We start from the raw sequence: 12,837 nt of genomic DNA, 5'->3' as shown, positions 1-12,837 counted from the left end.
CTGGGGATCCCTCAGCCCTACAATTATCGCTGAGCCTTTGTCGGCTACGCATTTATGCGTACCGCGTAACCCGCGCTGCACTTACCGCCAGCCTTATAACTGAACCACACGACTTAGATCATTAATGCATATGCATAGCCTGAAATTGACTATTCTTCACTGCTGCGCTCTCGTAAACTCGCGTTACTTTTTTTAGGCAAGGAAACAACATGAAAAAAATTATTCCCTCACTGCTGGTATTATCGCTGGCAGCCGCCTTCTCTGTTCAGGCAGCGACGCCGAAAGATACCTTGGTTATTGCCCAGTCAACGGATGATGCCGACAGCTTCGATCCCGCGCAGGGCTTTGAGCTCACCACGGTGCAAGCATTCACTAACATTTATCAGCGCCTGGTCCAGTCTGATCCTACCAACCCTACCGATTTGCAACCCACGCTGGCCACCTCATGGAAAGCCGGTGAAGATAATCGCAGCCTGACCTTTGAACTGCGCAAAGGCGCACAGTTCGCCAGCGGCAATCCGCTGCGTCCGGAAGATGTGATCTTTTCACTCGGTCGCGTGGTTAAACTGAATCTCGATCCCTCCTTTATTCTTACGCAGCTCGGCTGGAATAAAGACAATGTTGATACCTTCCTGAAAAAGGTCGATGACAACCATGTGCAGATCAGCTGGAGCGCCAACGTCAGCCCGGCTTATGTTCTGAGCCTGCTGTCTGCGCCGGTATCCTCAATTGTGGATGAGAAAACCGCGCAGGCGAATGCCAAAAACGGCGACTTTGGCCACGCCTGGCTTGGCACCCACTCGGCCGGCAGCGGACCGTACCAGATTCGCAAAGTGGTGCTGCATGAAGCGATTCTGCTCTCGGCCAACCCGACTTCCCCGGCGGGCGCACCGAAGCTGAAAAACATCCTGATCAAAAACGTACCGGAACCGGCTGCGCGTCGTCTGCTGCTGGAACAGGGTGATGTAGACATCGCGCGTAACCTCGGCGCGGATCAGATCGCCTCGCTGAAAGGTAAAGCCGGCGTGAAGACCGAAGCGATCCCCATGGCATCGCTCTACTACATCCAGTTCAACATGGGTGAAAATCCGGTGCTGAAGAATCCGGCGCTGTGGGAAGCGGCTCGTTACCTGTTCGACTATAAAGGTATCGCTAACGACCTGCTGAAAGGCCAGTTCGACGTGCATCAAACCTTCCTGCCGAAAGGTTTCCTCGGTGCCATCAACGATACGCCGTACAGCTACGATCCTGAAAAAGCCAAAGCGATTCTCAAGAAAGCCGGCCTGACCAACGTCAGCTTTACGCTTTCCACCAGCAACCAACCGCCGTATCTCGACATCGCCCAGGCGCTGCAGGGCAGCTTCGCCAAAGGTGGCGTGAAAGTGGAAGTGCAGCCGGGCCTGAGCTCTGAAGTTTCCACCCGCGTGAAGGCGCACAAATACGAAGCCACCCTGAACGCCTGGGGCGCAGACTATTTCGATCCCAACACCAACGCCGCGTCCTTCGCGTACAACCCGGAAGATGGTAGTAAAACCGTGGCTTACCGTTCTGACTGGCACATTCCAGAGCTGAACAAGCAAACGCTGGCGGCCACCGCCGAGAGTGACACGAACAAGCGCGTTGAGCTGTATCAGGCGATGCAGCGTGAAGTGCTGAAGAACTCGCCGTACGTGATTGGTTTGCAGGCAAAAAACCTGATTGCGCTGCGCGACAATCTGCAAGGCTATGTGCAAGGCATCAATCCGGACATGGTGTATTACTCGCAGGTTTCTAAGTAATGGCAGTGTCAGCTTCACAGGCCGGGTTCGCCCGGCCGCTCTGGCAACGCGTTAGCCATCTCGTCACTAGCTTGCTATCGCTGCTGGTGACGTTGATCGGTTTGTTAGCGTTCACTTTTATGCTGTCGCACCTGTCGCCTGTCGATCCGGTGCAGCAGATCGCCGGCGATCACGCCAGTGAAGCCACCTATGCGCAGGTGCGCCACGATCTCGGTCTCGATCAGCCGGTGCTGGTGCAGTTCTGGCGCTACATCAGCCATCTGGCACGCGGTGATTTGGGCTTGTCGCACCTGACCAATCAGCCGGTCAGCGCAGACCTGATGCGCACTTTCCCTGCCACTCTTGAGCTGGCAACCTGTGCAATGATTTTTGCCGCCGTGTTCGGCATTGCCTTAGCGCTGCTGGCAGCGTGGAAGCCAGGCAGCATCATCGATAACGTCGCACGTTTTGTTTCGCTACTCGGTTACTCAGTGCCGGTGTTCTGGCTCGGTTTGCTGGGTTTGCTGCTGTTTTACGCCGTACTGCACTGGTCGGCCGGTCCGGGCCAGCTTGACGACATCTGGATCTACACGCTGGAGCCGAAAACCGGCTTTGTGCTGATTGATAGCTGGATGTCCGGCGATCCCGAGATGTTCCGCAATGCGATTGCCCATCTGTGGCTGCCGGTGGTGATTCTTGGTCTGCTGGCGATGGCGGGTATTACGCGCCTGCTGCGTGCTGCGTTGCTGGAAGAGAGCAACAAAGAGTATGTGGTACTGGCACGCGCCAAGGGCGCCAGCCGAGGCCGCATCCTGCTGCGCCATATTTTCCCTAACGTGTTGGGCACGCTGATTACCGTTATCGCCCTCTCCTACGCCACGCTGCTGGAAGGTTCGGTATTGACTGAAACGGTATTTGCCTGGCCGGGTGTCGGTCGCTACATGACAAACGCACTGTTTTCCTCTGATGTACCGGCGATTCTCGGCTCAACTCTGCTGATTGGCAGCTGCTTCATTCTGCTCAATGCGCTGGCCGATGCCCTGACCTGGTTAACCGATCCGAGAACCCGATGACTCAACAACTCTCTGAACTGGAAACGCTGCGCCCGCGTCGCCGTCGCGCCCGCATGACTTCCCTCACCATCGGCTTGACGCTGGTGCTGATTGTGGTGGCGATGGCGCTGTTCGCGCCCTTGCTGGCGCCGTTTGATCCCAATGCGCAGATCATTTCCCAGCGTTTACAAGCGCCGTCGGCGCTGCACTGGTTCGGCACCGATGGCTTTGGCCGCGATTTGCTGTCGCGCGTCATCTACGGCGCACGACCGACGCTGCTGCTGGTATCACTGATTCTGGTGCTGACCATTCCGGTTGGCCTGCTGGTCGGTATCACCGCCGGTTACGTCGGCGGCTGGACCGAGCGCGTATTGATGCGCATCACCGATATCTTCCTGTCGCTGCCGAATCTGGTGATCGCGCTGGCGCTGGTGGCCATGCTCGGTCCGGGTTTGATGAATGGCGCGCTGGCGCTGGCGCTCACCAGCTGGCCGCCGTTTGCACGCCAGGCGCGTGCGGAAACGCTGGCGCTGCGCCGCAGTGATTATCTTGCTGCCGCGCGGATGCAGGGCATCACCGGTTTGCGCCTGATGTTTGGCCATATTCTGCCGCTGTGTATGCCAACGGCGGTGGTGCGCGCCGCGCTGAGCCTCGGCGGCATTATTCTGTCTGCCGCCGGATTGGGCTTCCTCGGCATGGGCGTGCAACCGCCTACCGCTGAATGGGGGTCGATGGTGGCCGAAGGCAGTAAAGTCATTTTCGACCAATGGTGGGTTGCCGCCGCGCCCGGTGGTGCCATTCTGTTCGCCAGCCTGGCGTTTAACCTGACAGGCGATGGCCTGCGTGACCGACTGGATACTCGCCATGCCAAATGATCTGTTAATTGACGTACAGGGCCTGACCATCCGCAGCGATGATGCGCTGCTGGTCGATAACATCGGCTTTCAAATTGGCCGTGAGCGTGTGGCGCTGGTGGGGGAATCCGGTTCCGGTAAATCGCTAACGGCCCGCACGCTAATGGGCTTGTTGTCGCCTTCGCTGCAGCTGCAGGCCGACCGTTTGCAGATTGTCGGCACCGATGCATTGAGCCTACGCGAGCGCGACTGGATCCAGCTGCGCGGCAGCAAAGTGGCGATGGTGATGCAGGATCCGAAATACGCGCTCAATCCCACGCGCACCATTGGCTGGCAGGTGGAAGAGCCGCTGGTGCTGCACCACAAACTGAGCCGTGCCGAGCGCCAGGAGAAAGTGTGCGAGATGCTCGATGCGGTCGGCTTGCCCGATACGCGTCAGCTGATGAAGCGCTACCCGCATCAACTCTCTGGCGGCATGGGACAACGCGTGATGCTGGCGATCGCCCTGATTACCGATCCCGAATTGCTGATCGCCGATGAACCTACGTCGGCACTTGATCATGCCATGCGCGATCAGGTGTTGGCGCTCATTCGTCGTCTGGTAGAACAGCGCAACATGGGTTTGCTGCTAATCAGCCACGATCTGCAACAGGTTGCTGAACACTGCGAGCGCGTGATGGTGATGTATCAAGGCCGCGTGCTGGATACCTTGCCGGCCGCCGAGCTGGCTAATGCCAGCCATCCCTATACCAGCACCTTGTGGGCCTGTCGTCCGAGCAAAGCCACCCACGGTGAACGTTTACCGGTACTTGATCGCGCCGCGCTGGAGAGAAATTATGATTGAGTTATCCAACCTGAGCGTGTCGCATAAGCAAGGGTACGAGTTGCGTACCGTGGTGCACGACGTGTCGCTAAAGGTCGCGGCCGGTGAATGCTTTGGTCTGGTGGGCCCATCCGGCTGCGGCAAGTCGTCGCTGCTGTGGGTGCTGGCCGGGTTAAACCCACACTGGAGCGGCGCCATGTCGCTGGCAGGCAGCGCAGTGCAACCCGGCAAAGCTTTCACCGGCCAGCTGCGCCGTGACGTGCAAATGGTGTTTCAGGATCCTTATGCCTCGCTGCATCCGCGTCATCGTCTGCGTCGCACGCTGGCGGAACCACTGAAAATGCTGAAGCGTGATAGTATCGACGACCGGATTAATGCCGGTTTCCGCCATGTCGGGCTGGATCCGGCGCTGGCGGATCGCTATCCGCATCAACTTTCGGGCGGCCAGCGTCAGCGCGTCGCCATTGTGCGCGCGCTGCTGCTGGAACCGAAGATCCTGCTGCTGGATGAGCCGACCTCGGCGCTGGACATGTCGGTACAGGCCGAGATCCTCAACCTGCTCAACGATCTCAAGCAAAAAGATGGTTTAACCATGGTGCTGGTCAGTCACGATCCCGACGTGATCGATCACATGTGCGATCGCGCGGCGCGCATGGCGCAGGGCCGCATCGTGGAGCAACACTCAACAACAAGGAACACCGTATGACGGTTAAGTTACGTCCGCTGGAGCGCGAAGATTTGCGCTTTGTACACCAATTAGATAACAACGCCAGCGTGATGCGTTACTGGTTTGAAGAGCCGTACGAAGCGTTTGTCGAGCTTTCAGACCTGTATGACAAACATATTCATGACCAAACCGAGCGTCGCTTTGTCGTGGAGCACGACGGCCACAAAGCCGGCCTGGTGGAGTTGGTCGAGATTAATCACGTGCATCGCCGTGCTGAGTTTCAGATCATCATCGATCCTTCACATCAGGGCAAAGGTTTAGCCACCAAAGCGGCAAAGTTAGCGATGGATTACGGCTTTTCGGTGCTGAATCTCTACAAACTCTATCTGATTGTCGATCAGGAGAATAAGAAGGCGATTCACATTTACACCAAGCTGGGTTTTGAGGTGGAAGGCGTACTGAAGCACGAATTTTTCATCAACGGCGAATACCGCAACACCATCCGCATGTGCATTTTCCAGCAGCAATATCTGGCGCAGCATAAGCCCGCCACTGCGATGGTGAAGCCTACCGCGCAGTAATGACGATGTGGTCGCCATGAATGGCGACCTTACGTTGATGTAGCCGGGTTTTCGTAGGGTGCGCATTCATGCGCACCTGTATATCAACCGCGCGCACCCACCACGTTCAGCTTCGGCTGCGGATGTTCAGGCTTCAGATCGTACATGCCGCCATAGAAGGGATCGACCAACAGCCAGCCGGGGAAGCCCAACAGCGGGATATTGCCGATCAAATACCACAGATTGGCATTGGCCTCGATCGGCAATGTCACCGGCACGTAGCCCGGGCTCTCCAGCATCACCTGATAGTGCTTCTTACCAAAATAGTTACCGGTGGATTTTGCCAGCTCGACGGTTTGCGGCGTATAACCCTGCGCTACCGCGCGGCCGTTCTCATCCTGCACGGTGAAACGTGCGCCTTGCGGCACGGAGTCGATTTTTACCGGTTGCGTTTCAGTGCCGACAATGGTGGCACAGCCGCTCAGCAGCAGCGCACAGGCAGGAAAAAGGTGTCGCAGGTTCATAGCAGGTCCGCTTCAGCATCAGAAAGGAGAGTTTACCTCGCCCTTCTGTGCTTAATCGCGCTATCACTGATGATTTTCTGCGCTTTATTGCGGTTGACAACAGGCGGCAATCGCCGCGATATCCTGCGGCGTGGTGCGGCAGCAGCCGCCAATCAGACGCGCGCCGGCCAGCTGCCATTCGTGGAACTTGTCGTGCAGCGTGCAACCCGACGGCGCCGAGTGCCAGGTTTTGCTGCTGGCATCATATTGCTCACCGGAGTTGGGATAGACCAGCAGCGGCTTATCACTCTGCGCCTGCAAGCTGCGCAGGGCCGGCGTTACGCTCTCTAGCGCTACGCAGTTGATGCCAATCGCTACCACCTGCGGCGCGCCATTCACCAGCTCGGCCACTTGGCTCAGCGGCGTTCCGTCGCTGATGTGCTCAGCATCGCGCAAAGTAAAGGAGAACCACGCGCTGCTGTCCGGGAACTCGGCCAATAAGCTTATCAGCGCCTGCGCTTCGGCAAACGACGGCAGCGTTTCACATGCCAGCAGATCAACTCCCGCCTGCAGCAATGCCTTCACGCGCGGACGATGGAACGCTTTCATCTCCTCTTCTGGCAGCGCGTAATCACCGCGATACTCGGCGCCATTGGCCAGAAACGCGCCATACGGCCCGACAGAACCGGCCACCAACAGCGGTGCGGTGCTGGCAGATGATGCGCGATAATCGTCGCGCGCACGCTGCGCCAACTGCACGCTCTGTTTGATCAGTGCCAGCGCCTGCGCTTCATCTAATCCGCGCGCGGCAAACCCCTGCGGCGTGGCCTGATAGCTGGCGGTGATCGCCACATGTGCGCCTGCGGCAAAGTAGTCGTGATGCACCTGATAAATCAGCTCTGGATTTTCCATCAGCACTTTGGCCGACCACAGCGCATCAGCCAGATTGCAGCCGCGCGCCTCCAGTTCAGTCGCCAATGCACCATCCAGAATCAGCGTGTCAGTGTGGGTTAGTGCCTGCGCGATGGGATTACGCGACATCGTTGGCCTCCTCAGCCTTGTGAGATGATTTACGTCGTTGGGTGACATGGTAGGCGGCATAGCAGAACAGCACAAATGGAATGCCGCACCACAGCGCAATGCGCTGCGACGGATCGAACGCTAAACCGATGCATGCCAACAGGCACAGCAGGAAGCCGAGAATCGGCGTTAGCGGGTAAAGCGGTGCGCGATAAGCCAGCTGTTGCAAAGTACCGCCCGCCTGCAGATGACGACGGCGGAACACATAATGTGATGCGCAAATGCTCAGCCACACCGCCACTACGGCAAAGCCGGAGATCGCCGACAGCGCGACAAACACCGTATCCGGTGCAATGACGCTGGAGAACAGCGCCAGCAGCCCGCCAATCATACTGACCGTTAGCGCCAGCACCGGAATGCCACGCCGGTTCACGCGCGCAAAACAGCGCGGCAAGGTGTTCTCATTGGCTAGCGACCACAACATACGACCTGAAGCATACAGGCCCGAGTTGGCGGCCGAAAGAATCGCCGTGAGGATCACGAAGTTGAAAATATCCGCTGCATACGGAATGCCGATCTTTTCAAACACCAGCACAAACGGACTTTTGACGATCCCCGCCTGATCCATCGGGATCAACGCCGCCAGCACGAATACCGTGCCGATAAAGAAGATGATCAAACGCGCGACCGTCGTGCGGATCGCCAGCGGCAGCGCTTTTTGTGGCTGTTCGGTTTCACCGGCGGCGATACCGATCAATTCCGTGCCCGAGAAGGCGAAGTTTACCGCCACCATGGTCATCAGAATCGGCAAAGTGCCGTGTGGCAGCCAGCCCGAGGCGGTGAGATTGTGCAAGCCGGGCGCGGCGCTGCCATCTTTCATCGGGATAAAACCGAAGATGGCACCGGCCCCGAGAATGATAAAAGCGATGATGGTGATCACTTTAATGATGGAGAACCAAAACTCGCCTTCAGCAAAGAAGCGCGTCGAGACAATATTCAGCAGATAAATGGCGATGCAGAACACCAGACACCATAGCCACACCGGCACGCTCGGGAACCAGTACTGCATACAAAAGCCGGCGGCAGTCAGGCTGGATCCCAGCGCAACCGTCCAGGTGAGCCAGTAGAGCCAGGCGACGGTATAACCGGTTGCCGGGCTGAGATAGCGTGCGGCATAGACATGAAACGCGCCGGTTTCCGGCATCGCTACAGCCAGCTCGCCGAGGCACACCATCACCAGCCATACCACCAGCGCGCCAATCAGATAAGCCAGCAAGGTGCCAGCCGCGCCGGTAGTTGAGATGATGTAGCCGGTATTGAAGAACAAGCCGGTACCAATCACACCGCCGAGCGACAGCATCACCAGATGCCGTACTTTCATGGTGCGCTTAAAATTTTCCTGCGGGGGCGAATCCTGAATTTGCATCATTTTTATCCGTATGGACGTCTGAACATCTATATGGACACAGGGTTATACGCGTCGGCGTGGCGATTTGCAACGTGGTAGAAGGTAAGGATTTGGGTAAGGTGTGCGGCCCCGCAACCACGGGGCGCAGCATCAGGCGCCGAAAACGCCCTGCAGATAACGCTCAAGCGCCACGCGCGAGCTGAAGCCGTGCGGAATGCCGTAATGCTCCTGCGAATCGCCCATTAAGTAGAGCGGGAATTGCGTGTAGTGATCGCAGGTTTTCATTTCCGACGCCGGTTCAGCAAAGCCGTGGCTTTTCTCTTTCAGCGTAGGGTGAATAATCAACGCAGTACGTCCCATGCGCGCTTCGCGATTAACGTAGACATAGTTTTCGCCGCGGCGATAACCGTAAATTTTTGGCGTCTGGGTATCCATTTCGAAGCCCGCTTTCTCTAGTACGCGTGCTACCTCATCGGGTCGTAAATACATGCTTGCTCCTCTCTTCTCACAGCCCCGCAACCTTACAACAGCAGGATGGCATGGGCATTCGGAATTTTCCCTAAAGCCTGGCACATCCCTGCGTTTAATCACGCTTCGTCTACACTGAGTATTACGTTTTAAATCAAAGGGAGCTAAAAAATGTTTAATCGAAGCGTAAAAAACGATGACATTGATATCAATCAGGATGTAAACGAACTGGCCGATTCGCTAGAGGCGTTACTTAAATCTTATGGCAGTGAAGCCAAAGACGAGGTTGATAGTGCACGCAGCCAGGCGCAGGCGCTGCTGAAACAGACGCGTGCCAAACTGAGCGGCGGTCAGAGTCGCGTGTCACAAGCGGCACGTGATGCGGGTACTCAGGTTGATGCTTATGTGCATGACAAACCGTGGCACGGCGTTGGTGTTGGTGCTGCGGTAGGTCTGGTGCTCGGCGCGCTGTTGGTGTCTTCTCGCCGATAAGCGTGTCATTGCATGCAAACAGCCTCGCCTTGTGCGGGGCTTTTTTGTGGGTGCGATCTGTGCGCGCTGTCCCTCATCCCAACCTTCTCCCGCAAGCGGGAGAAGGAGCCGATCGCGCTGCGTAAAAAAACTATTGAGTACCACCTAACTATCCCCTCGCCCGCTTGCGGGAGAGGGTTAGGGTGAGGGCCGAATCGCACAAAATTCAACCTAATCTCCCCCCTCAATCCCTTTACAAAAAATTTTTCCGGCCTGGAAGGCGCATGATCTCTGGCCTTAGCAATTATCCGACGTTCAAAATCACAAAACCCTATATCTGGTGGGCTTGACCACCAGAAGCACTACATCTAGTATTCAACCCATCAACCAGCTACCAAATGTCGTCAAGGACGAAGTTCGATGCAAACCGGATTTTGCTTCGTATCTCGCAATCTGACCGCAATCAAAGGGAAATACGAATCATGCGCATTATTATTTACACCAAAGACAACTGTGTCCAGTGCAATGCGACAAAAAATGCCATGGACCGCAAAGGTATCGACTACCAGCTGATTAACCTGGATAGCCAACCTGAAGCCATCGACAACCTCAAATCCCTTGGCTATCGCCAGGTGCCGGTGGTGATGACGCAAGACGATCACTGGAGTGGTTTCCGCCCCGACAAAATCGCCGGCCTGCGCCAGCTCGCAGCGGTCGGGGGATAAGCCATGTTTCCACTGGTCTATTTCTCTAGCCAGTCGGAAAACACGCACCGATTCATCACTCGTCTTGGGCTGCCTGCCCGCCGCATTCCGGTTGACGGCACGCAGCGCCTGCATATCGAACAACCCTACATTTTAGTGGTGCCGAGCTACGGCGGCGGCAGTTCGCGCGGTGCGGTGCCGAGACAAGTGATTCAATTCCTCAATGATGATGCCAACCGACGCGGGATTCGCGGGGTGATTGCTGCCGGTAACCGCAACTTCGGTGAAGGCTATTGCCTGGCGGGCGACATCATTGCGCAGAAATGTCAGGTTCCCTATCTCTACCGCTTTGAGCTAATGGGAACCCCCGACGATATCGCTAATGTAAAAGCGGGAGTGACCCAATTTTGGCAACGACAGACACCCTGAACAGCACGCAGCTGGACTATCACGCGCTGAACGCAATGCTGAACCTGTACGACGCCGATGGCCGTATTCAGTTCAGCAAAGATCACGAAGCTACGCGCCAGTTCTTCCTGCAACATGTGCAGCCCAACACCGTGCAGTTTGCCTCGGCGGGCGAGCGCCTGCGCTATCTGGTGGCCGAAGGCTACTACGAAGCCGATGTGCTGAATCAGTACCCATTCGATTTCCTGTGTCAGCTGCATGACGACGCCGACGCTGCGGGTTTTCGTTTTCACACCTTCCTGGGGGCGTGGAAGTTTTACACCAGCTATACGCTGAAAACCTTCGATGGCAAACGCTATCTGGAAACGTTCGAACAGCGCGCCTGCATGGTGGCGCTGACGCTGGCACGCGGCAATGAAAGCTTAGCGCGTGAATTGCTGGCAGAGATGCTTAGCGGCCGCTTCCAGCCCGCTACGCCAACCTTCCTCAACTGCGGTAAGCAGCAGCGCGGCGAGCTGGTCTCCTGCTTCCTGCTGCGCATCGAAGACAATATGGAATCAATTGGTCGCGCGGTGAACTCAGCGTTACAGCTGTCAAAACGCGGTGGCGGCGTGGCTTTCCTGCTCTCCAACCTGCGTGAATCGGGTGCGCCGATTAAGCGCATTGAGAACCAATCGTCCGGTGTGATTCCGGTAATGAAGATGCTGGAAGATGCGTTTTCCTACGCTAATCAACTTGGTGCGCGTCAGGGCGCGGGCGCGGTGTGGCTGAATGCGCATCACCCGGATATTTTCCGCTTCCTCGATACCAAACGCGAAAATGCCGACGAGAAAATCCGCATTAAAACGCTATCGCTTGGCGTGGTGATCCCGGATATCACCTTCCAGCTGGCGAAAGAGAATCGCGATATGGCGCTGTTCTCGCCCTACGATGTCGAGCGCATTTACGGCAAAGCGTTTGGTGATATCAGCATTAGCGAGCATTACGACGAGATGCTGGCGGACGATCGCATCACTAAAACCTACATCAAGCCGCGCGACTTCTTCCAGACGCTGGCGGAGATTCAGTTTGAATCGGGCTATCCGTACATCATGTTCGAGGATAGCGTTAACCGCAGCAACCCGATTGCTGGCCGCATCAACATGAGCAACCTGTGCTCCGAGATTTTGCAGGTCAACAGCGCCAGCGAGTTCTATGACGATCTCAGCTATCGCCGCGTTGGCAAGGATATCTCCTGCAACCTCGGCTCACTCAACATTGCGCATGCCATGGATTCACGCAATCTGGCGCAGACCGTGGAAACCGCGGTGCGCGCGCTGACCGCCGTCTCGGAGATGAGTGAAATTAACTCGGTGCCATCGGTGGCGGAAGGTAATCGTCGTTCGCACGCTATCGGCCTCGGTCAAATGAACCTGCACGGCTATCTGGCGCGCGAAGGCATGGCGTACGGTTCAGAAGAAGCACTGGACTTCACCAATCTCTACTTCTACTGCGTCACCTACTACGCTGTGCGCACCTCGAATCTGCTGGCGCAGGAGCATCAGACAAGTTTCGACGGTTTCGCCGAGTCACAATACGCCAGTGGCAAATATTTCGATAAGTATGTCGAGCAAGCCTGGCAGCCACGCACCGCGCGTGTGGCACAACTGTTTGCCGATGCCGGGATTGCTCTGCCGACGCAGGCCGACTGGCAAGCGCTGCGCGAAGCGGTAATGCAGCATGGGTTATACAACCAGAATCTGCAGGCGATTCCGCCAACCGGTTCGATCTCGTACATCAACCACGCCACTTCAAGCATTCACCCGATCGTGTCGCGCATTGAGATTCGTAAAGAGGGCAAAACCGGCCGCGTCTATTATCCGGCGCCGTTTATGACCAACGACAATCTCGACCTCTATCAGGATGCGTACTCGATTGGTCCGGAAGCGATTATTGATACCTACGCCGAAGCCACGCAGCACGTTGATCAAGGCCTGTCATTGACGCTGTTCTTCCGCGACGATGTTACTACGCGCGATATCAACAAAGCGCAGATTTACGCGTGGAAGAAAGGCATCAAAACGCTCTATTACATTCGTCTGCGCCAGATGGCGCTGCAAGGCACCGAGGTACAGGGCTGCGTCTCCTGCTCACTGTGATGAA

General features: G+C 56.7%; 14 protein-coding genes. 10 read left to right on the top strand and 4 right to left on the bottom strand.

Annotation, left to right across the window (positions count from 1 at the left end):
* The first annotated feature begins 209 nt into the window (after positions 1-209).
* Genes PMI17_RS04075 through speG form a run of 6 tightly spaced genes read left to right on the top strand, consistent with a single transcriptional unit; the run spans position 210 to position 5,734 of the window.
* Complete coding sequence (locus PMI17_RS04075; RefSeq protein WP_007886441.1) at positions 210-1,778, top strand: ABC transporter substrate-binding protein; 1,569 nt, start codon at positions 210-212, stop codon at positions 1,776-1,778.
* On the top strand, positions 1,778-2,830 hold the full coding sequence (locus tag PMI17_RS04070) for an ABC transporter permease (RefSeq protein ID WP_007886439.1): 1,053 nt from the start codon (positions 1,778-1,780) through the stop codon (positions 2,828-2,830). The genes PMI17_RS04075 and PMI17_RS04070 overlap by 1 nt, the downstream gene beginning before the upstream one ends.
* The gene (locus tag PMI17_RS04065) at positions 2,827-3,684 is read left to right on the top strand and encodes an ABC transporter permease (RefSeq protein WP_007886437.1); all 858 of its coding nucleotides are present in this window, start codon (positions 2,827-2,829) and stop codon (positions 3,682-3,684) included. The genes PMI17_RS04070 and PMI17_RS04065 overlap by 4 nt, the downstream gene beginning before the upstream one ends.
* Positions 3,674-4,507 carry an ABC transporter ATP-binding protein gene (locus PMI17_RS04060; RefSeq protein WP_007886435.1) on the top strand — a complete coding sequence of 278 codons (834 nt, stop codon included), beginning with the start codon at positions 3,674-3,676 and terminating at the stop codon, positions 4,505-4,507. Before PMI17_RS04065 ends, PMI17_RS04060 begins: the two co-directional genes overlap by 11 nt.
* Positions 4,500-5,192 (top strand): ABC transporter ATP-binding protein, encoded by a 693-nt coding sequence (locus PMI17_RS04055; RefSeq protein WP_007886433.1) that lies wholly within the window; start codon positions 4,500-4,502, stop codon positions 5,190-5,192. Before PMI17_RS04060 ends, PMI17_RS04055 begins: the two co-directional genes overlap by 8 nt.
* Complete coding sequence (gene speG / locus PMI17_RS04050; RefSeq protein ID WP_007886431.1) at positions 5,189-5,734, top strand: spermidine N1-acetyltransferase; 546 nt, start codon at positions 5,189-5,191, stop codon at positions 5,732-5,734. Before PMI17_RS04055 ends, speG begins: the two co-directional genes overlap by 4 nt.
* 83 nt (positions 5,735-5,817) lie before the next feature.
* On the opposite strand, the gene PMI17_RS04045 is transcribed toward speG, so the two are convergent.
* The 4 genes from PMI17_RS04045 to PMI17_RS04030 all read right to left on the bottom strand — a co-directional run bounded on the left by PMI17_RS04045 (position 5,818) and on the right by PMI17_RS04030 (position 9,133).
* Positions 5,818-6,237 carry a hypothetical protein gene (locus PMI17_RS04045; RefSeq protein ID WP_007886429.1) on the bottom strand — a complete coding sequence of 140 codons (420 nt, stop codon included), beginning with the start codon at positions 6,235-6,237 and terminating at the stop codon, positions 5,818-5,820.
* Between the two features lie 84 nt (positions 6,238-6,321).
* Positions 6,322-7,257: a homocysteine S-methyltransferase gene (gene mmuM, locus PMI17_RS04040; RefSeq protein ID WP_007886427.1), complete on the bottom strand. Its 936-nt coding sequence runs from the start codon at positions 7,255-7,257 to the stop codon at positions 6,322-6,324.
* Positions 7,247-8,662 (bottom strand): S-methylmethionine permease, encoded by a 1,416-nt coding sequence (gene mmuP / locus PMI17_RS04035; protein WP_193372771.1) that lies wholly within the window; start codon positions 8,660-8,662, stop codon positions 7,247-7,249. Before mmuP ends, mmuM begins: the two co-directional genes overlap by 11 nt.
* Positions 8,663-8,794: 132 nt before the next feature.
* Entirely contained in the window at positions 8,795-9,133 is a 339-nt protein-coding gene (locus PMI17_RS04030) for a DUF2002 family protein (RefSeq protein ID WP_007886422.1), read from the bottom strand.
* Positions 9,134-9,283: 150 nt separating this feature from the next.
* On the opposite strand from PMI17_RS04030, the gene PMI17_RS04025 reads away from it, so the two are divergent.
* The 4 genes from PMI17_RS04025 (at position 9,284) to nrdE (ending at position 12,833) form a co-directional block, all read left to right on the top strand.
* Positions 9,284-9,604 (top strand): DUF883 family protein, encoded by a 321-nt coding sequence (locus PMI17_RS04025; protein WP_007886414.1) that lies wholly within the window; start codon positions 9,284-9,286, stop codon positions 9,602-9,604.
* 461 nt (positions 9,605-10,065) lie between these two features.
* The gene (nrdH, locus tag PMI17_RS04020; RefSeq protein WP_007886413.1) at positions 10,066-10,308 is read left to right on the top strand and encodes a glutaredoxin-like protein NrdH; all 243 of its coding nucleotides are present in this window, start codon (positions 10,066-10,068) and stop codon (positions 10,306-10,308) included.
* Positions 10,309-10,311: 3 nt separating this feature from the next.
* Entirely contained in the window at positions 10,312-10,716 is a 405-nt protein-coding gene (nrdI, locus tag PMI17_RS04015; RefSeq protein ID WP_007886412.1) for a class Ib ribonucleoside-diphosphate reductase assembly flavoprotein NrdI, read from the top strand.
* Positions 10,695-12,833, top strand: a complete 2,139-nt coding sequence (gene nrdE / locus PMI17_RS04010; RefSeq protein ID WP_007886411.1) for a class 1b ribonucleoside-diphosphate reductase subunit alpha — start codon at positions 10,695-10,697, stop codon at positions 12,831-12,833. The genes nrdI and nrdE overlap by 22 nt, the downstream gene beginning before the upstream one ends.
* Positions 12,834-12,837 lie beyond the last annotated feature (4 nt).

The sequence above is a fragment of the Pantoea sp. GM01 genome (assembly GCF_000282675.1).
GTDB classification, from domain to species: domain Bacteria; phylum Pseudomonadota; class Gammaproteobacteria; order Enterobacterales; family Enterobacteriaceae; genus Pantoea; species Pantoea nemavictus.
The sequence above is the reverse complement of the archived record's forward strand: the minus strand, read 5'-3'. Positions and strand labels throughout refer to the sequence as shown.